The sequence below is a fragment of the Microbacterium sp. SA39 genome (genome assembly GCF_000967865.1).
In the GTDB taxonomy this organism is placed as follows: domain Bacteria; phylum Actinomycetota; class Actinomycetes; order Actinomycetales; family Microbacteriaceae; genus Microbacterium.
Window position 1 is genome coordinate 184,932 of record NZ_JXRU01000037.1, and the last position, 19,440, is coordinate 204,371.

Sequence of the window (19,440 nt, forward strand, 5' to 3'; positions counted from 1 at the left end):
AATCGCCGCGTGCGCAATCCCCTTCTGAAGAGAAATGCGTCAGGCTACGTTCTGCGGATGACGGACAACGGGGAGGCGAGCGGAATGAGTGAGACGCGGACCATGGTGCGTACCCAGGTCACGGTCGACGACGTCCGGTTCCTGCTGGCTCAAGGCCAGGATCTCGACGCTCTGAAAGGGGCGATCGAGGCCGCCGTGCGATCGGGACCGCGGTTCGTCGAATTCATCGTGGTCGGGAACCGCTCGGTGAGCGTCCTCATGTCGGAGGGGACCAAGGTCGTGATCTCCGTGGACACGGTCGAGTTCGACCACCGCGACAACGGCGATGACTCCGCACCTTTCGGCGGCGCCTACGACCTCCTCTGACGACGGCGATCGATTCGACGGTTTCTGCGCGATGCAGGGCGATGCTCACGGGCTGACCGTTCGGCCACTGGTACGGTGACGGCGGAGGACACAGAGTCCCTGGGGCCGAACGAGCAAGAGAGCACTCCGAGATGAAGCGAGCATCCCGTTGGCGTCTCGCGCGTGTCGGCATGATCGTCGCCCTGACCCTGGTCCTCGGAGTTCTCGTACCCTCTCTTTCGGGCAGCGCTCCGGCCGTTGCGGCGACCGACGGTCAGATGGTGTATCCCTCGTCCGGCAACATCCAGTCGAAGGTCGGCGACGGATGCCGCGGCAATTACCGCGCTCACGAGGGCATCGACATCACCGGCGGAGCCTTCATCCCGATCGTCGCCGCCTACGACGGTGTGGTCAAGACCCGCACGTACCACAGCGGCTACGGCAACTACGTCGACATCGAGCACCCCGGCGGGTACGTCACCCGCTACGCCCACATGAACGCGCCCGGTTTCTTCGCGCCGGGAACCCGGGTCACCCGGGGTCAGCAGATCGGGATCGTGGGCAAGACCGGGGCCACCTCGGCCTACCACCTGCACTTCGAGGTGCGGCTGAACGGGGCCGTCTACACGTCCATCAACGGCGGATTCACCTGCCTCTCCAACGTGACGGTCGGCAACTTCATCCCGCTGGTCTTCCCCGGTCTCGGTTCCGGTCCCGGCTCTACGGTCTCCTCCGCCGACTACACCGGAGATGACAAGTCGGATCTGCTCGTCGTCGCGGGCAACGGCGACCTGAGACTCCGCGCTGGCACGGGAACCGGCGGCTTCCAGTCTGCATCGACGCCTTTCGCAGGATGGGGTGCAACCAGGAGGCACGTCACCCGTTCCGACTTCAACGGTGACAGCAAGGCCGATCTGTTCGCTGCCCGCGCCGACGGCATCCTCGAGTTCTACGCCGGTACGGGAGCCGGCGGGTTCCAGGCGGTGACGACGCCGGGCGATGGCTGGTTCGACATGCTGCATGTCACCTCGGGAGCGGATTTCACGGGCGACGGTCGGCAGGACGTGCTCGGCGTGGCATCCGACGGTGTCATGACCGTCTATCCGGGTAACGGCACGGGCCGATTCGGGGGGCCGTACACGGTCGTCGGTACCGGCTGGCAGGGATTCCTCTACGTGGTGGGGGGCGACTTCGGCAACGACGGGCGTGGCGACATCCTGGGGGTCGCCGATACCGGCGATCTCTACTACTACCCGGGGGTGGCAGGCGGCTTCGGTGCGGCTCGCATGGTCGGCGGCGGATGGCTGGAGGTGACGGCGGTCACCGGCGGCGTCGACTACGACGGCGATGACCGTGCCGATCTTCTGGGCCGCAGCCGTGCGGGGGAGCTGTTCCTGTACTCCGGCAACGGTGCCGGAGGATTCTCGAAGAGAACGCTGGTCAGCTCGGACTGGGCTGATCAGCTCGCGATCCGATAGCGGTCCGGCACACGTCGGTATCCGGTCGCTTCCGCGTATCGTGGGCGCATGGCCGACCCTACGCTCGAGGACATCGCGAGGGCACTCTGCTCCGGGCCTCCTGAGGACTTCGTCTCCGCGCGCAACACCAGAGCCAAGGAAGCGGAAGATGCCACTGTCGCCGCGGAGATCCGTGCCCTGCGCAAGCCGTCCACCGCGGCCTGGGTCGTGAACGTCTTCGCGCAGGAGCGCTCCGATCAGTTGGACCAGGCGCTGCAGCTCGCCGCCGAGCTCCGCGAGGCGCAGGAAGATCTCGACGCTCCCGCCCTCGCGAACCTCGGCAGAGAGCGTCGCCAGCTCACCCGGAGGCTGGCCGAGACCGCCGCGGATCTCGCGGGGTCTCGTGGCGAGCGCATCACGCCGGCGACCCTCGAGGCCGTCGAGCAGACCATCTCGGCCGCGTTCTTCGATCCTGACGCCGCTGCCGCCGTCGCCTCCGGACGCCTCATTCGAGCGCTCGAGCCGACCGCGAGCGCCGACGACGTACGCGATGCCGTCGCGGGGGAGATCAGGGCTCTCGCACCATCGCCCGCGAGACCGGCGGACGAGTTGCAGGCCCGCCGCCTGCGTCGCGAGGCCGAGAAGCGCGTCACTGCGGCGGAAAAGGAGCTCGCGGCGGCGGAGCGCGAGCTGGCGAAGCAGGACAAGGCGCTCGACGCGCTGCAGACCCGCGCCGCCGAGCTCTCCGAGGAGGAGGCCGACCTCGAGGCGCGGCTCGCGAAAGTGCGAAAGGAAGCGGAGCAGCTGCGGAAGGAGAAGCCGACCGTGGAAACGCATCGCATCGAAGCCGCAGAGCGAGCGGATGCTGCCGCCGTCGAGGTCGACGACGCACGACAGGCGGTCGAAGAACTCTAGGCGTACTTCGAGAGCCCGCTGCGCACGTCGAACCGTCCGGACGTCGATAGAGTTCCTCCATGCGAGCGACGACGGCCGTACGACAGAGGTCGTCGCGCTTTCGCGGGGTCGTCGCACTGAGCGTCGTCCTCGTGCTTCTCGCCGCGGGTGCGGGGGTCGGCGTGGTCTTCGGCGATGCGCTCGGCATCCGCGCGGAGCCCGCTCAGCAGATGGGCGGGGAATCGCGCGCGGTTCCCGTGGTGGCGGCATCCGTCCCTCCGCCGGCGATCACCGTGGTCGGCGGAGAGTCGACCGAGCGGATGCGCGTCGCTGTCGACGAGCTCGAGGCGGCGTTCTCCGGCGTCGACACGCGGGGCACCGCGTCGCTGGCCGTCGTGATCTCCGGTCCGCCCGCAGATGAGGCCGACGAGGAGAGCTACCTCCTGACGGGTACTCGGGACGCGCTGCGCATCGAGGCGTCCGGCGAGGCCGGTGCAGCACGCGGAATCTACGACACCGCCGCCGTGATTCGGCAGGGGAGGGACATCGCCGCCGGCATCGGAGCCGAAGTCACCTCACGACTGCCGTTCCGGATGGTCGATCTCGGTGCTGTCGGCGTCGTCGCCGACCCTGAGGAGTGGCGGGCAGGGACCGATTACTCGCACGCGTCGAAGGCGTTCGCGGATGTGTTCCTCGCCGATGCGCCCTACATCGACCAGGACGCGCTCGCCGAGGCGTACGAGGACTATGACGCGTTTCTCCGTCGAGTCATCGCGGACGGGTACAACGCCGTCGCTTTTCCCGGGTTCGTCGAATTCGTCACATTCGACGACGTGGAGGGCGTCTATGCGGACGGCGACTCGCACGTCGACAAGGCTCTGGCTCTCAGGGAGGCGTTCGGCCCGTTCTGGGATCGCGCAGAGGAGCTCGGGATGCAGGTCTTCCTGCGTACCGACATGCTCACTCTCACCTCGCCGCTCGAGGCATACCTCACCGACCGGTTCGGCTCGCTCGACACTGCGTCGCCGGAGCTGTGGGAGGTCTACACCGCAGGGCTCGACGAGCTGTACGCCGCGGAGCCCGCGCTCGACGGCGTGCTCGTCCGGATCGGCGAGGCGGGACGCGTGTACGACGTCGAGGGCTGGGACTACCACTCGTCTCTCGCGGTGACCACGCCTGAGGCGGTCCGCGCGATGCTCACGGCGCTCACCAGCCAGGCTGAGGATTCGGGACGCGAGGTGATCTTCCGCACCTGGAGCGTCGGTGTCGGCGAAGTCGGGGACATGCATACGAACGTCGAGTCGTACGAGGCCGTGCTCGGCGGGATCGACTCGCCTGCGCTCATCGTGTCGACGAAGTACACGCTCGGCGACTTCTACAGCTGGTTGCCGCTCAACGACACCCTGCGCCAGGGGGATCACCGTCGCATCATCGAGTTCCAGAGTCGCCGTGAGTTCGAGAACAACGGCGCTTTCCCGAACGATCTCGGCGCCGAGTACGCGTGGGCGCTGCAGGAGCTGCTCGCGTCGAACGACCGCATCGAGGGGATCTGGGCCTGGGCGCAGGACGGCGGTCCGTGGCGCGCCGGCCCGATGATCCTCTACGGAAAGGCCGGGTTCTGGCAGCTCGCCGACCTCAACTCGCAGTTGGCCGTCTCGCTCGCGCGGGACCCGGATGCCGACCCGGCCGAGGTCACGGCGGGCTGGGCTCGGGAGTGGTTCTCCGACGACCCGGCGACCGTGCAGGCGATCGCGGACGCGATGGCCCTGTCGCGCACCGCGATCGAGCACGGGCTGTACATCGCGCCGTTCGCCGAGCAGCGCGTCTCCGCGATCGGACTCGAGCCGCCGCCGATGATGTGGATCTTCGAGTGGGACATCCTCACCGGCGACTCGGCGGTGCTCGACGTGATGTACACGATCTCCCGTGACCGCTTCGGCGAGGCCGTGGCCGGCGGCGACGTCGCGTCGGATGCAGTGGAGCAGATGCAGGCACTCGTCCAGGGCACCGACGCGTCGACCTGGCGTGACCCCGCTCTGCGCGAGGCGTTCCTCGGGAGTCTCGAGTACGAGCAGGACACGCTCGAGCTGCTCGGCTCGTACCGCGCCATGATCCTCCACCAGGCCGCCTGGCACGACACTCTCTCGCCGGACTCCTACGCCGCATGGCAGAGCGCCCGTGACACGTACCAGGTACAGGCCGCCGCTCACCTTGGCACCTACGAGGGCGATGTCGCGCATCCGGCGTTCAACCTGACGGCCGCCGGCCTCGGCGTCGAACGTGCGGACCGCGATCTTGCGATGGCGTGGCTGGCCCGGGTGCTGCTCGTGCTCACGGCGGCCTGGGTGCTGATCGGCATCCTGTCCGCGCGCACGCGGCTGGTCCGGCGTCCGGGCGCGATGGCCGCGCGCGCGACCTGGGTCAGTGCGACGCGCCCGTGGCGCGCGGGGGAGTCGACGCTGGGGATGCTCCGCGCCGATCACGTGCTGCTGGCCCTGGTTCCGGGCGCTCTGCTCGTCGCGACGAGGGCCGTGCAGACCTCGTTCCTGTCCTGGGTGCATCTCGCGGTCACGCTCGGCGCCTGGACCGTGTTCGTCGCCCTGCTGCTTGTGCTGTTCCGTGGACGGTGGGGGTGGGCGGTGCTCGCCACCGTCGGTGGAGTGGTGGTGCTCCGGTGCGCGCTCGTACTGGCCGCTCTGTCGTTCATGGGCCCCGGCGGATACTGGTTCGCGTTCTGGACCGATTCGGTGCGCCGCACGCTCTACATCACGGTGGCGTTCGCCCTCTTCGTCTGGCTTTTCGTCGCGGTCGGGTGGGCGCTCGCCGTGCGCATCGGAGTGCGACGGGCGTGGGGCGGGATGCTCGCGGCGGTCGGCGCCGGGCTCGCCGTGCCCTCCGCGGTCATCGCGGCGGTCGGGCTGGAGCGGGCGCTCACGGTCTGGAACGACCAGATGGGCCTGCTCCCGTGGGGTCTCTCTCGGATCCTCGGCATCACGGTCTACCTCGACATCCCCGCTTCGAGTGCGTGGGTGGCGGCGGGGACCGGAGTGGCGCTCGCGGCCGTCGGGTTCGCCCTGCTCTTCATCGGAGGAGCGGTCGGGGCGCGTCGCGACGCGGTGCCCAGCACGGGTTGAGGAAGAGGCCAGTCAGGCGAGGGACCGGTGCTTGCCGCGGACGGGTTGGAGACGGCCCCGCAAGAACGGCAATGCCGGCGCCCGGTACTCGAGCGCCGTCGTCTCGGCTGCGTCGAAGGCTACCTCGGCCTGCCCGAAACGCCAGACCCGGTTGAAGAGGAAGACCTCGAGCACGACCGGTCGGTCGGAGGGGACCTGCCAGGTGCCCAGACCCCACTGCGTCGGCTGACCGCGTCCGGCGATGACCAGCGTCGGCCGGACTCCGGCGTACAGCGCGAACCACGGCTTGTGCATCGTGAGTTCGATGCGTCGCGAGCCGCTGGTGTCCGGCATCGATGCTCCTGCGATCGGGGGATGTCGTCACCGGCATCCTCTCACTCTCGCGTCGAGGACGCGGACGAGAGGATGCCGGTGGCGGGGGAGTTCAGCCGCCCGAGGGGTTCTCGACAGGGGTGCCGTCGTCGTCGAGTCCGTGCTCGGTCGTGGCTTCGTCCGCCTGTTCGGGCGCGCCGCCGGAGGCCGTGTCGGCCTCTTCGTCGCCACCGGGAGTGCCGTGCGTGTTCTGAGGATCGCTCATCGTGTTCTCCTTCGTTCCGGTTCGTTCGTCTCGCGACCGTAGACCGAGGGATGCTGCGGGGGAGAGGCCCTTGACGGATCGAATCCACCGCATACGGCAGAATGCGAGCGTGAAGCCATCGAACGTCGCCGAACCGGCGAGGCCGCGGTCTCGACCGGTCCAAGGACTTTTCATCGTGGGTACCGCGCTGGCTGTGTGGTGGCCGGCGTTCACGATCGGCGCCTGGGGCACGCTCTTCTTCGACCAGTTGCTCACGGTGTGGGTGATCTCGACCGCGGCGTGCCTCATCGTGCTGGTGCAGCCTCGACCCGCGCACCATCGGATCCGGCGAGCGATCGCCCTCGCCATCCCGTCGGTCTGGCTGTTCCTGTCGTTCTTCACCGACCCCGGCGACGACGAGCTGCTCCTCATCGTCGACCTGCTGGCGATCTTCATCGCCGTGACGGGGCTGCCGCTCACCCTCTGGGTGATGTTCAAGCTGTTCTGGCCGGAGGCGATGGGGCGGATGCCGAAGCGCCTCACGGTCGCCGCCGTCGTCATCGTGGGCGGAATCGCGATCGGAAGCTTCGCCCTCGGTGCGAACCACCCGCTGTTCCTCACTTGCGAGGACTTCGCGATCTCCGGCAACTCCGAGCCGCCGGGATGCGTGAAAGTGGGATAGGAGGGGCGTTTCGTCTCGCTTCGCTCGCTCAACGACCGGGAGGTCGGAGCGCTCAGCAGGGGAAAGCAAAACCCCCACCATGTTAGAAGCTAGGTGGGGGTTTCTAAGGTGACGTAATGATCACCCTGTGGCTCCGACGGGCGTCGATCCCGTGACCTCACGATTTTCAGTCGTGCGCTCTACCAACTGAGCTACAGAGCCGTGCGACCGGCGAACCTGTCGCGTCCTAGACGAAGAGCCCCCTCCGAAGAAAGAGCTCATCGCATGGAGCGACCCTGACGGGACTTGAACCCGCGACCTCCGCCGTGACAGGGCGGCACGCTAACCAACTGCGCTACAGGGCCATACTTGTTTTCAATTGTATCGGATGGAGTGACCCCAACGGGATTCGAACCCGTGCTACCGCCGTGAAAGGGCGGCGTCCTAGGCCGCTAAACGATGGGGCCGGAGTCAGTCCCGAAGGACTTCCTTGCCGACGCTCAAGCATAAGGGATGTTTCGAGCAAATCGCGAATCGAGGGCGCGGCGGCTTCCTAGAAGTGGCATTCAGGAGGACGATGGGCACGTCAGGCGTGCCACGGCATCCGACTTCACCCCTGTTGCAGATGTGAATGTTGTTGTTAGTGTGACATGTGTGAAACCGGCGGAAGGGGCCGAGTGAACGACAGGAATACACGGGATGCTGCTGCGGCGGCATCCGCGGAATGTGGCTGTGCGCCCAGTCCGACGGAGAGCCGCGCCCTCTCGAAGGCCGGGATCAGCCGCCGCGGAGCCCTGGGGCTCGGCGTGCTCAGTGTGGTCGCGCTCAGTGCTTTCGGCGTCTCATCGGGAGTCTCCGCCGCCTATGCCGCCTCGTACCCCAGCTGGGACGACGTTCAGAAGGCGAAGCAGAACGAGGCCGCCGCCGCAGCCGAGGTCACGCGCATCGAAGGCCTCATCCAGGCACTGACGCAGAAGGTCGCCGAGACGCAGGCCGCAGCGCAGGTCGCCTCCGACGAGTTCTACGTCGCGCAGCAGGCGTATTTCGCCGCGATCGCCGAGGCCGATTCGTTGCAGGCGAAGGCTGACGAGCAGGCCGCCGTCGCCGACGAGTCGGCACGCAAGGCCGGCCAGGTCGCGGCGCAGCTCTACCGCAACGGTGGCGACGACACTTCGCTCGAACTGTTCTTCGCGGGTTCTGCCGACAACGCCGATCAGCTGCTCGCGCGCTTGGGCACGATGGACAAGCTGCTCGAATACAACCAGTCGGTCTACGACGACGCGGTCGCCGCTCGGAATTCTGCGCAGTCGCTGAGCGATCAGGCCGTCGTCGCGCGGAACGAGCGCGATCGTCTGCAGCAGGTCGCGGAGGAGAAGATGCAGGCGGCACAGGCCGCGGCCGACGCCGCGCAGGCCGCGCTCGACGAGCAGTCGACGAATCTCGCGACGATGCAGGCGCAGCTCGCCGCGCTCAAGGACACCACGGCCACGACCGTTGCCCAGTACCAGGTCGGCGTCGAGATCGAGAAACAGAAGCAGCGGGAGCGCGAAGCGGCCGAAGCCGCGGCCAACGCCGGTGGCAACAGCGGCGGCGGCGGCACTGCGGGCTCAGGCGGCTGGGTGCGTCCGCACGGCGGCGATCGCAGCTCCGGTTACGGTCCCCGCTCGCAGCAGTGCAACTCGCGCGGCTGCTCGTCGAGCTGGCATTACGGCATCGACTTGGCCAACGGATGCGGCGCTGCCATCTACGCCGCGTACGGCGGAACGGTCGAGTACGCGGCTCCGAACGGCGGCTACGGCAACTACGTCCGCATCCAGCACGGCGGAGGCGTCGCCACAGGCTACGCGCACATCAAACTGCAGGGCTTCGCGGTGCGCCGCGGGCAGTGGGTCGACGCCGGTCAGGTCATCGCCTACGCGGGCAACACCGGCGGATCCTTCGGCTGTCACCTGCACTTCGAGGTCTACATCAACGGCCGGTACACCAACCCCGCCGACTTCATGGCCGACCGCGGCATCTCGATCTGAGCATCCGCCACCTCGACGACATGCAGAAGACCCCCGGCCGCCAAGGGCGGAACCGGGGGTCTTCCTCGTCGAGGGCAGCGCTCAGTGGCCCTGCTCGCCGAAGCGGACGATGGCTTCGTCGAGGATGCGCTGCGCCTCGGCAGCGTTCCCCCACTCGTCGACCTTGACCCACTTGTTGGGTTCGAGGTCCTTGTAGTGCTCGAAGAAGTGCGAGATCTCCTTCTTCGTGTAATCGGCGATGTCGTCGATGTCCTGGATGTGCGCCCAGCGCGGATCCTTGGAGAGAACCGCGACGAGCTTGTCGTCTCCGCCGGCTTCGTCGCTCATCTTCAGCACCGCAACGGGGCGTACCTCGACGACGACGCCGGGGTAGATGGCGTGGTCGAGGAGCACGAGCACGTCGAGAGGATCGCCGTCCTCGCCGAGCGTGTTGTCGAAGTAGCCGTAGTCGGCCGGGTAGCCGAAGGTCGTGTAGAGCACGCGGTCGAGATGCACTCGCCCGGTCTCGTGGTCGACTTCGTACTTCACGCGGCTGCCGCGCGGGATCTCGATGACGGCGTCGTGTGCGCCCATGCGTGTGCTCCTCAGGATGACGGGTTGGATGCCGCGGACCAGCCTACTCGCGCGCGCCGGAACCGCCGGTTCCTTCGTCTCCGACGGTCTCATCCGCGCGCCCCGGAGTGCGTCGGGGCCAGAGCCTGTTCAGTGCGTGCGCGAGCACTCCGGTGAGGAGCAGGAGAAAGAGCGCGAAGTAGCCCTGGTCGCCGATGGCGACGGCGATCCCGAGCGCCAGGGCGAAGAGGATGATCGCTGCGACGTCGCCGGCCACCTCCTGCCGCACGCGTGAGATCGGCGCGCACGTGAGGTCGGGATGCCGCAGCAGGTAGAGCTTCGCTGCGAGGGTGGCGCTCTGAGTGAGGATCAGGGTGCCGATGTAGACCGTCTCCTGCAGCGGATCCGTGTCCATCTGCCCGAGCATCGCCGTCGGCACGGGCAGCCAGACGATCGTCGCCAACCACGCGATGTTGATCCAGAGGAGCGCGGGAGTGATCGCCGTGACCTCGGTGTACTGGCGGTGATGCTCCATCCAGAAGTTCGCGATGAGCAGGAAGCTGAGCGCGAAGCTGAACAGCTGCCCGCCGTTCGCGGCGAAGAACTCTCCTGTGGCCAGGCCCTCGGTGCCGGCATCCGACACCGCCTCCAGCAGAGGGAGGATCAGCAAGGTCATGGCGATGGCGACGACCGCGTCCGCGAACGCCCTGAAGCGGTCGGTCGAGAAGCGGAGGCTCGTGTGATCGGTCACGGCGCCAGACTAGACCGCTCGGGGATCTGTCAGGCCTCGCCGGCCGTCGGAGCGCCCAGAAGTGCGTCCTGGACAGCGGCGGTGCGACGCCGCAGCGCATCGGCGACCGCGGCCACGGCCGGCTGACGCAGCGAGTCCGGCCGCAGCACGAGCCAGTACGGCAGGCGCTCGGCGAACTCCCCTGGCAGAAGGCGCACGAGGTCCGGATGCCGGTCGGCGAGGAAGCACGGCAGGAACCCGATGCCCGCCCCGGCCCGGGTGGCCTCGACATGCACGAAGACGTTCGTGGAGCTGAGGGAGTCTCGCATGCCGGGGACCAGGCGCCGGGGTGCATCGAGGACATCGACCTGCAGCATCGAGTCGACGAAGTAGACCAGAGGGTGCTCGCTCAGCTCGGCGATGCCGGCAGGTGTGCCGAACTCGTCCAGATAGCCGCGGGCGGCGTACATGCCCAAGGTGTAGTGGCCGAGCAGGATCGCCTCCGCGCGGTGCACCTGCGGCTCGCCGACCACGACCTCCATGTCCAGACCGGAGCGGTGCTGGAGAGCGCGGCGGGTGACATTGACGATCTCGACGCTGAGACGCGGATGCCGCCGACGCAGTTGTGCGAGGGCGGGAGCGATGACGAATGCGCTGAACCCGTCGGTGGCGGACACGCGCACGACGCCGGCGATGTGGTCGGCTTGCTCGCCGTCGTCGTGGATGCTCGCCAGTGCGGCCTCGACGTCCTCCGCGGCCCTCACGGCTCGGCGCCCCAGGTCGGTCAGCTCCCATCCGCCCGGGGTGCGGGCCAGCGCCCGCCCGCCGAGACCGGCTTCCAACGCGGCGATCCGGCGGGAGACGGTGGTGTGGTTCAGCCCGAGGCTTTCTCCGGCGGTGGTGAAGCGCCCGGTGCGCGCGACAGCCAACAGGACGAGGAGGTCGTCGGGGCTGGCGGAGAATTCAGGTGATGAGTTCACATCTGCAATTCTGCACCCCGTCTCTGCTCGACTGGTCATTGGTGCACAGAGTGCGACGTGCTCATACTTGCTGTGGCTTCCCCCACCCGGTGGGTCGCGGGGCCCAGGGCAGCAGCTGTCGATGCGGACACTGCAGAACACGAAGGAGTGCACCCATGAGCGTCAGGAAAGCGACGACCGTCCCCGAGACCGAGCCTCGGACATCCGGACTCAAGAAGATCGTGGCCGCCTCGATGGTGGGCACCGTGGTCGAGTGGTACGAGTTCTTCCTCTACGCCACCGCCGCCTCGCTGGTCTTCGGAACCTTCTTCTTCCCGGATGCCGGCACCGAGCTCGACGGCATCATCGCCGCCTTCCTGACTTACGCGGTGGGCTTCGTCGCGCGTCCGCTCGGAGGCATCGTGTTCGGCCAGATCGGGGATCGGCTGGGGCGCAAGCACACCCTGCAGATCACGATCATCCTCGTGGGCGTCGCCACGTTCCTGATGGGGTGCCTGCCGGGGTTCGACACCATCGGCTACTGGGCGCCCGCGCTGCTCGTGGCGCTCCGCTTCATCCAGGGCTTCGCCGTCGGCGGCGAGTGGGGCGGTGCCGTGCTGCTCGTCGCCGAGCACAGCCCGGACAGGTCCCGAGGCTTCTGGTCGAGCTGGCCGCAGGCCGCGGTCCCCGTCGGCAACCTCCTGGCCACGCTGGTGCTGCTCGGGATGTCGTGGATCCTGCCGTCGGATCAGTTCCTGGGCTGGGGCTGGCGCGTCGCCTTCTGGCTGTCGGCGATCGTCGTCATCGTCGGCTACTACATCCGCACCCACGTCAGCGAGGCACCGATCTTCCTCGAGGCCCGCGCCCAGGTCGAGGCCGACAAGGCCGCAGGCTACGGCGTGCTGGAGGTCGTGAAGAAGTACCCGCGGGGCATCTTCGGGGCGATGGGGCTGCGCTTCGCGGAGAACATCCTCTACTACATCATCGTGTCCTTCACGATCGTGTATCTGAAGACCGTGCACGAGTACGACACCAGCCAGCTGCTGCTGGCCCTCCTGATCGCCCACGTCATCCACTTCCTGGTGATCCCACAGGTCGGCAGGCTCTCCGATGCGTTCGGCCGCCGGCCGGTGTACCTGGCCGGTGCGGTGCTCGGCGCCACCTGGGCGTTCTTCGCATTCCCGATGTTCGACACGCAGAACCCGTTCCTGATCATCGCGGCGGTCACCATCGGACTCTGCTTCCACGCTCTGATGTACGCCGGACAACCGGCCATCATGGCCGAGATGTTCCCCACGCGCATGCGCTACTCCGGTGTCTCGCTCGGCTACCAGGTCACCTCGATCGTCGCCGGGTCTCTGGCGCCGATCATCGCGACCGCGCTGTTGCAGCAGTACCAGTCGTGGATGCCGGTGGCGGTCTACGTGGCCGCGGCCTGCGCCGTCACGGCCTTCGCGGTGATCACGATGAAGGAGACCCGCGGCGTCTCCCTGCTCGACGTCGACGCCGCCGATGCGCGCGCGAACGGTCTGGTCAGGGTCGCCCGGTGAGCGCCGCACCGCAGCCGCTCGCCGGCCGGCGGGCTCTCGTCACCGGCGGGGCCAGCGGAATCGGACTGGCCGTCGTTCAGGAGCTCGCGGCTCGCGGCGCGCACGTCATCGTCGCCGACCGGGATGCCGCGGGGTGCGAGACCACGGCGACGGCGGTGGGCGGTTCGGCCTGGACCGTGGACCTGCTGGATCCGGCGGCGCTCGCGGATGACCGGCTGGCAGACGCGCTGGCCGGGGTGGACATCCTGGTGAACAACGCCGGGATCCAGCACGTCAGCCCGATCGAGGACTTCGATCCCGGTGAATTCCGCAGGATCACGACCCTCATGCTCGAGGTGCCGTTCCTGCTGATCCGCGCCGTTCTCCCCGCGATGTACGAGCAGCGCTTCGGACGGATCATCAACGTCTCCTCGGTGCACGGGCTGCGCGCCTCGCCCTACAAGTCCGCGTACGTCGCGGCCAAGCACGGGCTCGAGGGGCTGTCGAAGGTCACCGCGCTGGAGGGCGGCGAGCATCGTGTCACCAGCAACTGCGTCAATCCCGGGTACGTCCGGACGCCGCTCGTCGAGAAGCAGCTTGCCGATCAGGCCCGCGTGCACGGCATCCCCGAGGCGGAGGTCCTGGACCGGATCATGCTCACCGAGAGCGCGATCAAGCGACTGGTCGAGCCGGCCGAGGTCGCAGGACTCGTGGCGTGGCTGGCGAGCGACGAGGCGGCCATGGTGACCGGGGCGAGCTACACGATGGACGGTGGCTGGTCGGCTCGATGAGCGGGACAGCGACGCACCCCGCTAGCGTTGAGAGGTGCCGTCGCTGAAACCCGCAGTAGCCGAGATCCGCCTCGCCGTGCGCACCGCGCTCGCCGGCCTCCCCGAAGGGGCTGCTGTGGTGGTGGCGCTGTCGGGCGGCGCGGATTCACTCGCGCTCGCCGCGGCCACAGCGTTCGAGGCGCCGAAGCGCGGACTCCGCGTCACCTCGCTCACCGTCGATCACGGACTGCAGGGCGGATCGGACGAGGTGGCAGCCGCCGCTGCGCACATCGCCTCAGGTCTCGGCCTCGAAGCGCAGGTGGTGCGCGTTCAGGTCGACGATGAGGGAGGCCCGGAGGCAGCGGCCCGTGACGCTCGGTATCAGGCTCTGCGCGATGCGGCATCCGCGGTCGGGGCATCCGCCGTGCTCCTCGGCCACACGCTTGACGATCAGGCCGAGACGGTGCTGCTCGGACTGGCCCGCGGCTCCGGCGCGGCGAGCCTGCAGGGCATGGCGCCTTCGCGCGAGGACGACGACGGGGTGCGCTGGCTCCGCCCACTGCTCGGTGTGCGCCGGGAGACGACGCGCGCCTTCTGCGCGGCATCCGATCTGACGCCTTGGGACGACCCGCACAACTCGCACGACCGCTACGCGAGAGTGCGAGTGCGCGACCGGGTGCTCCCCGTGCTCGAGACCGAGCTGGGGCCGGGGATCGCCGAGGCGCTGGCCCGCACCGCCGAGCAGCTCCGCGAGGACGCCGAGGCCTTCGACGAGATGATCCACGAGACGATCGAGGACATCGTCGAGCATGCGGAGGCGGGGATATCGGTCAGCGTCGCTGCTCTCGCCGCGAATCCCGCCGCCCTGCGGAACCGCATCATCCGCCTCGTCGTCGACAGCGAATTCGGCGTGAGCCTGACCCGCACGCAGACCGTCGAGGTCGCGAGACTCGCGACGGACTGGGCGGGTCAGGGACCGATCGATCTGCCCGGCTGCGCGGCGGTTCGCCGCGGCGGGCAGATCGTCTTCACCGCGCGGGGGCGCTGACTACTTCTTCCCGCCGAGCAGGCCACCCAGAAGGTCGCCGATCCCGCCGCCGCCCGACTTGCCGCCTCCGAGCAGTCCGCCCAGCACGTCGCCGATCCCGCCGCCGCCCGCGTTGCCGCCGGAACCGCCGTTGCCGCCTCCGAGCAGGCCGCCGATGATGTCGCCGATACCGCCGCCGGATTCCTGCGCACCGGCATCCGTCTTGGCGGTCTTGTCCTTCGTGGCGTTGGCGATGAGTCCCATCACGATCGGCGCGAGGATCGGAAGGAGCTTGCCGAAGTCGATACCGGGGGTCGCCTTGGACTCGGTGAGCTTCGTGGTGACCTCTTTCTCCTTCTCGCCGAGGATGTGCGCGACGATCTTGCCGCCGTCGGCCTGATCGACATCGTCGACCTTGGCCGCACTCGTCGAGCCCTTGTGCTTCTGCAGCGCCTTCTGGATCGCCGCGGAGCCCTCTTCGGTCTCGGCATTCTTCGCCAGGCCGCCCAGCAGCACCGCGCCACCCTGCTCAATCGCGACCTTCGCATCGTCGCGCGAGACGCCGAGCTTCTCGGCGATGTCGTCGACCGGAACCTGCTTGAGGATGTCGTCAAGAGCCATGGTGAATCCTTCCGTCGGTGGGCGTCAGCCCGTCTCCCCGCCACAGTAGTGCGGATGCCGGGATCGAGCACGTCTTCGCGTCACCTAAAATCGATCCATGCGCGCCGCGGAAATCCAGGACGACCTTTCCCAGATCCTCGTCACTGAGGAGCAGATCCTCGCCAAGCTCGACGAGCTCGCGGCGCAGGTCGCCGTCGACTACGCGGGCAAGGAGCTCGTTCTCGTCGGCGTGCTCAAGGGGGCGGTGATGGTGATGGCGGACTTCGCCAGGGCTCTGCCGTTCCACGCCCCGATGGACTGGATGGCGGTCTCGAGCTACGGTGCGAGCACCAGGTCCAGCGGTGTGGTGCAGATCCGTAAAGACCTCGACACCGATCTCAACGGCAAGCACGTGCTGATCGTCGAGGACATCATCGATTCGGGCCTCACGCTCAGCTGGCTGCTCGAGAACTTCCAATCCCGCGGTGCGGAGTCGATCGAGGTATTGGCGCTGCTGCGCAAGCCCGAGGCGGCGAAGGTCGTGATCGACTGCAAGTACGTCGGATTCGACATCCCCACGGATTTCGTCGTCGGATACGGACTCGACTACGCCGAGCGGTACCGCAACCTGCGCGACGTCGCGGTCCTCGCGCCGCACGTCTACAGCTGATACGCCGTGGGTGAACGCACAGCGGGAGCCTAGGGCACGCGCGATACGCTGATCCGACCATGGATGTCAAGAAGCTCACCCGGAATCCGCTGATCTACGTCGCGCTGATCGGCGTGCTGCTCTTCGGCGGCTTCCTGCTGATCTCGAACCTCGGCGCCCCCAAGCAGATCACGACCGAGGAGGGGCTCGAACTCCTTTCCGGCACCACGGTGACCGAGGTCGTGACCACCGACGGCGACCAGCGCGTCGACCTGACGCTGTCGAAGCCGTTCGAGGGCGCGGAGAACGTGCAGTTCTACTACGTCGAGGCGCGTGCCGAACAGGTGGTCTCGGCCATCAACGAGTCCTCGCCGAAGGACGGCTTCAACGACGCGGTGCCGCGGGCGACCTGGTTCGACGGCTTCCTCTCTCTCCTCCTTCCGCTGGTGCTGCTCGGTCTGCTGTTCTGGTGGCTGCTCTCGTCCATGCAGGGCGGCGGCGGCAAGGTCATGCAGTTCGGCAAGTCCAAGGCCAAGCTCGTCAACAAGGAGACCCCGAGCGTCACCTTCGCCGACGTCGCCGGTGCCGATGAGGCGATCGAAGAGCTCCACGAGATCAAGGAGTTCCTGCAGGATCCCGCCAAGTTCCAGGCGATCGGCGCCCGCATCCCGAAGGGCGTGCTGCTGTACGGCCCTCCCGGAACCGGCAAGACGCTGCTCGCGCGCGCGGTCGCCGGTGAGGCCGGCGCCCCGTTCTACTCCATCTCCGGATCCGACTTCGTCGAGATGTTCGTCGGTGTCGGAGCGTCACGTGTGCGCGACCTCTTCGGCCAGGCCAAGGAGAACGCCCCCGCCATCATCTTCATCGACGAGATCGACGCCGTGGGCCGTCACCGCGGCGCCGGGATGGGCGGCGGCAACGACGAGCGCGAGCAGACGCTCAACCAGATGCTCGTCGAGATGGACGGCTTCGACCCGAACGCGAATGTGATCGTGATCGCGGCGACGAACCGCCCCGACATCCTCGACCCCGCTCTGCTGCGCCCCGGACGCTTCGACCGTCAGATCGGCGTGGACGCGCCCGATCTCAAGGGGCGCCAGAGGATCCTCGAGGTGCACAGCAAGGGCAAGCCCCTCGCGAAGAGCGTCGACCTCGAGGTCGTCGCCCGCAAGACTCCCGGGTTCACCGGTGCCGATCTCGCCAACGTGCTGAACGAAGCGGCGCTGCTCACCGCGCGCTCGAACGCCCAGCTCGTCGACAATCGCGCGCTCGACGAGGCGATCGACCGCGTGATCGCCGGACCGCAGCGCCGTACCCGCGTGATGCGCGACAAGGAGAAGCTGATCACGGCGTACCACGAGGGCGGACACGCGCTCGCCGCCGCAGCGATGAACTACACCGACCCGGTCACGAAGATCACGATCCTGCCCCGAGGCAAGGCGCTCGGCTACACCATGGTGCTGCCGCTCGACGACAAGTACTCGGTCACCCGCAACGAGCTCCAGGACCAGCTGACGTATGCGATGGGCGGCCGCGTCGCGGAGGAGATCATCTTCCACGACCCCACCACCGGTGCCTCGAACGACATCGAGAAGGCGACCTCGATCGCCCGCAAGATGGTCATCGAGTACGGCATGACCACACAGGTCGGTCCGGTCAAGCTCGGCAGCGAGGGCGGCGAACCCTTCGCCGGCCGCGACATGGGCCGGGGCCGCGAGTACTCCGAGCGCGTCGCCGAGCGGGTCGATGCCGAGGTGCGCGCCCTGATCGAGCAGGCGCACAACGAGGCCTACGAGGTCATCAGCGCGAACCGCGACATCCTCGACAAGCTCGCGCTGGCTCTGCTCGAGGAAGAGACCCTCGACCACAACCAGATCGCCGAGATCTTCACCGAGATCAAGAAGCTCCCCGAGCGCCCGCTCTGGCTGTCCAGCGAGGACCGTCCGGTCTCCGAGCGGCCGCCGATCGAGGTGCCGAAGAAGGACGTCTCGCTCGCGGCATCCGTCGAGGCTCCGGCCTCAGCGCCGCGTGCGCAGCAGGGGTCGGCCAGCGCCGGCAAGCCGCGCCCCGCGACGGCCTGACGTGACCGTCGACAGGGCGCGCGTCGAGCGGCTCACGCGAGAGCTGCTGGAAGCGATCGGCGAAGACCCCGATCGGCCGGGGCTGAAGCAGACGCCCACGCGCATGGCCGAGCTCTACTCGGAGTTCTTCGCCGGAGTCGGTGCGGACGCCGCGGAGCCCCTGGCTCGCACGATCAGCGTGACCCGCGGGCCCGCCCCCGATACTCTCCCGTCGGGAGCGGTGCTGCTGCGCGACATCCGCTTCCGCTCCGTCTGCGAGCACCATCTCCTGCCGTTCGCGGGTCACGCCCACCTGGCGTATCTGCCGGGCGAGCAGGTGGTCGGTCTCGGCGCCCTCGTGCGAGTGGTCGAGATCCTCGCCGCCCGCCCGCAGGTGCAGGAGCGGCTCGGAGAGCAGATCGCAGACACGATCGCGGAGCACCTCGACACCCGCGGCGTGCTCGTGGTGCTCGACGCTGCGCACGGCTGCGTGACGATGCGCGGTGGCAGGCAGACCGAGGCGTCGACGCTCACGATCGCCGCGCGCGGCGAGTACACGGATGCTGCCGCCCGGGCCGAGCTCATCACGCTGATCGGCTCGGCGGCAGGCTCTTCTGGCGTCGACCGGCCGCAGCGAGACGAAATGCCCCACCGTTCGACGGCTGAGGGATCACACTGATGACCGGGATCTGGGGCATCGTCAACGTCACCCCCGATTCGTTCAGCGACGGCGGCCGGTATCTCGACGTCGATCGGGCTGTCGCCCATGGTCTGCGACTGCGCGCAGACGGAGCCTCAGTGCTCGATGTGGGTGGGGAGTCGACCCGTCCCGGTGCGGAGCGCGTCGGCGCCCAGGTCGAGCAGCAGCGCGTGATCCCGGTGATCGAGCGGCTCGCCGCAGCCGGGGTGCCCGTCAGCGTCGACACTCTGAGCGCAACCACTGCGGCTGCCGCCGTGCGTGCGGGGGCTCGGATCGTCAATGATGTCTCAGGTGGCCTCGCCGACCCCGACATGCGTGCGGCGGTCGCGGAGTCTGGCGCCGACTACGCGGTCGGGCACTGGCGGGGTTCTTCGGCCGATATGTACGCGAACGCCGAGTACCGCCGTGTGGCGCGAGAGGTCGCTGGAGAACTGCAGGAGCGCATCGGCGAAGCCGCGGCATCCGGCATCGCGCCGTCGCGCCTGATCGTCGATCCCGGCATCGGCTTCGCGAAGGCCGGAGCGCAGAATTGGGATGTGCTGCGCGGACTCGACGAGATCGTGGCGCTTGGCCCGCGTGTACTCGTCGGCACTTCGCGGAAGCGGTTTCTCGCCGAGACTCTGCAGCGGGATGCCGCGACCGATGACGAGATCTCCGAGATCCGCCGTGATCTGGCCACGGCTGTCACCAGTGCTCTCGCGGCGCGTGCGGGCGTGTGGGCGGTCCGCGTGCACGATGTCGCCTCCACTCGCGATGCACTCGCCATCGCTCATGCCTGGCGCGGATAACT

General features: G+C 68.2%; 19 protein-coding genes and 3 tRNA genes. 13 read left to right on the forward strand and 9 right to left on the reverse strand.

The window, feature by feature from the left end; all coding sequences use genetic code 11:
* Positions 1-57 precede the first annotated feature (57 nt).
* The 4 genes from RS85_RS14290 (at position 58) to RS85_RS14305 (ending at position 5,830) form a co-directional block, all read left to right on the forward strand.
* A complete protein-coding gene (locus tag RS85_RS14290; protein ID WP_046014115.1) occupies positions 58-366 on the forward strand; it encodes a hypothetical protein in 309 nt (102 codons plus the stop codon).
* A 131-nt stretch (positions 367-497) separates the two neighbouring features.
* On the forward strand, positions 498-1,823 hold the full coding sequence (locus tag RS85_RS14295; RefSeq protein ID WP_046014116.1) for a VCBS repeat domain-containing M23 family metallopeptidase: 1,326 nt from the start codon (positions 498-500) through the stop codon (positions 1,821-1,823).
* A gap of 48 nt (positions 1,824-1,871) precedes the next feature.
* A complete protein-coding gene (locus RS85_RS14300; RefSeq protein WP_046014117.1) occupies positions 1,872-2,717 on the forward strand; it encodes a hypothetical protein in 846 nt (281 codons plus the stop codon).
* A gap of 59 nt (positions 2,718-2,776) precedes the next feature.
* A complete protein-coding gene (locus RS85_RS14305) occupies positions 2,777-5,830 on the forward strand; it encodes a hypothetical protein (RefSeq protein WP_152642435.1) in 3,054 nt (1,017 codons plus the stop codon).
* A gap of 12 nt (positions 5,831-5,842) precedes the next feature.
* Here the strand turns inward: RS85_RS14305 and RS85_RS14310 are convergent, their stop codons facing one another.
* Positions 5,843-6,163, reverse strand: coding sequence for a hypothetical protein (locus RS85_RS14310; RefSeq protein ID WP_082087638.1), 321 nt, complete (start codon positions 6,161-6,163; stop codon positions 5,843-5,845).
* A 91-nt stretch (positions 6,164-6,254) separates the two neighbouring features.
* Positions 6,255-6,407, reverse strand: coding sequence for a hypothetical protein (locus RS85_RS19840; RefSeq protein ID WP_162836777.1), 153 nt, complete (start codon positions 6,405-6,407; stop codon positions 6,255-6,257).
* 175 nt (positions 6,408-6,582) lie between these two features.
* On the opposite strand from RS85_RS19840, the gene RS85_RS14320 reads away from it, so the two are divergent.
* Positions 6,583-7,068, forward strand: a complete 486-nt coding sequence (locus RS85_RS14320; RefSeq protein ID WP_052703586.1) for a hypothetical protein — start codon at positions 6,583-6,585, stop codon at positions 7,066-7,068.
* Between the two features lie 128 nt (positions 7,069-7,196).
* Here RS85_RS14320 and RS85_RS14325 read toward each other — a convergent pair.
* From RS85_RS14325 to RS85_RS14335, 3 genes are all read right to left on the reverse strand, one after another.
* A tRNA-Phe gene (locus tag RS85_RS14325) sits at positions 7,197-7,269 on the reverse strand.
* A gap of 69 nt (positions 7,270-7,338) precedes the next feature.
* Positions 7,339-7,412, reverse strand: a tRNA-Asp gene (locus RS85_RS14330).
* 29 nt (positions 7,413-7,441) lie between these two features.
* A tRNA-Glu gene (locus tag RS85_RS14335) sits at positions 7,442-7,514 on the reverse strand.
* Between the two features lie 210 nt (positions 7,515-7,724).
* Between RS85_RS14335 and RS85_RS14340 the strand changes: the two genes are divergently transcribed.
* Positions 7,725-9,074, forward strand: a complete 1,350-nt coding sequence (locus RS85_RS14340) for a M23 family metallopeptidase (protein WP_046014121.1) — start codon at positions 7,725-7,727, stop codon at positions 9,072-9,074.
* A gap of 81 nt (positions 9,075-9,155) precedes the next feature.
* Here the strand turns inward: RS85_RS14340 and RS85_RS14345 are convergent, their stop codons facing one another.
* From RS85_RS14345 to RS85_RS14355, 3 genes are read right to left on the reverse strand one after another with little or no spacing between them, the layout of a single operon-like run.
* A complete protein-coding gene (locus tag RS85_RS14345; RefSeq protein ID WP_046014122.1) occupies positions 9,156-9,647 on the reverse strand; it encodes an inorganic diphosphatase in 492 nt (163 codons plus the stop codon).
* A 43-nt stretch (positions 9,648-9,690) separates the two neighbouring features.
* The gene (locus RS85_RS14350) at positions 9,691-10,377 is read right to left on the reverse strand and encodes a TMEM175 family protein (RefSeq protein WP_046014123.1); all 687 of its coding nucleotides are present in this window, start codon (positions 10,375-10,377) and stop codon (positions 9,691-9,693) included.
* A 29-nt stretch (positions 10,378-10,406) separates the two neighbouring features.
* Positions 10,407-11,375 carry a LysR family transcriptional regulator gene (locus RS85_RS14355; protein ID WP_046014124.1) on the reverse strand — a complete coding sequence of 323 codons (969 nt, stop codon included), beginning with the start codon at positions 11,373-11,375 and terminating at the stop codon, positions 10,407-10,409.
* A gap of 116 nt (positions 11,376-11,491) precedes the next feature.
* On the opposite strand from RS85_RS14355, the gene RS85_RS20090 reads away from it, so the two are divergent.
* The 3 genes from RS85_RS20090 to tilS are packed head-to-tail and all read left to right on the forward strand — an operon-like array spanning position 11,492 to position 14,662.
* On the forward strand, positions 11,492-12,865 hold the full coding sequence (locus RS85_RS20090) for an MFS transporter (RefSeq protein WP_046014125.1): 1,374 nt from the start codon (positions 11,492-11,494) through the stop codon (positions 12,863-12,865).
* Positions 12,862-13,635, forward strand: a complete 774-nt coding sequence (locus RS85_RS20095) for a 3-hydroxybutyrate dehydrogenase (protein WP_046014126.1) — start codon at positions 12,862-12,864, stop codon at positions 13,633-13,635. The genes RS85_RS20090 and RS85_RS20095 overlap by 4 nt, the downstream gene beginning before the upstream one ends.
* A gap of 34 nt (positions 13,636-13,669) precedes the next feature.
* Positions 13,670-14,662, forward strand: coding sequence for a tRNA lysidine(34) synthetase TilS (gene tilS / locus RS85_RS14370; RefSeq protein ID WP_046014127.1), 993 nt, complete (start codon positions 13,670-13,672; stop codon positions 14,660-14,662).
* Here tilS and RS85_RS14375 read toward each other — a convergent pair whose 3' ends face one another.
* Positions 14,663-15,262, reverse strand: coding sequence for a DUF937 domain-containing protein (locus RS85_RS14375; protein WP_046014128.1), 600 nt, complete (start codon positions 15,260-15,262; stop codon positions 14,663-14,665). It lies immediately after the preceding gene.
* Positions 15,263-15,359: 97 nt separating this feature from the next.
* Here RS85_RS14375 and hpt point away from each other — a divergent pair, with 97 nt between their 5' ends.
* The 4 genes from hpt to folP are packed head-to-tail and all read left to right on the forward strand — an operon-like array spanning position 15,360 to position 19,438.
* Positions 15,360-15,911, forward strand: coding sequence for a hypoxanthine phosphoribosyltransferase (gene hpt, locus RS85_RS14380; protein ID WP_046014129.1), 552 nt, complete (start codon positions 15,360-15,362; stop codon positions 15,909-15,911).
* A 59-nt stretch (positions 15,912-15,970) separates the two neighbouring features.
* Positions 15,971-17,971 (forward strand): ATP-dependent zinc metalloprotease FtsH, encoded by a 2,001-nt coding sequence (ftsH, locus tag RS85_RS14385; protein WP_046014130.1) that lies wholly within the window; start codon positions 15,971-15,973, stop codon positions 17,969-17,971.
* Position 17,972: 1 nt separating this feature from the next.
* Positions 17,973-18,629 (forward strand): GTP cyclohydrolase I, encoded by a 657-nt coding sequence (gene folE, locus RS85_RS14390; RefSeq protein ID WP_046014131.1) that lies wholly within the window; start codon positions 17,973-17,975, stop codon positions 18,627-18,629.
* Entirely contained in the window at positions 18,629-19,438 is an 810-nt protein-coding gene (gene folP / locus RS85_RS14395; protein ID WP_046014132.1) for a dihydropteroate synthase, read from the forward strand. The genes folE and folP overlap by 1 nt, the downstream gene beginning before the upstream one ends.
* The last annotated feature ends 2 nt before the right edge of the window (positions 19,439-19,440 follow it).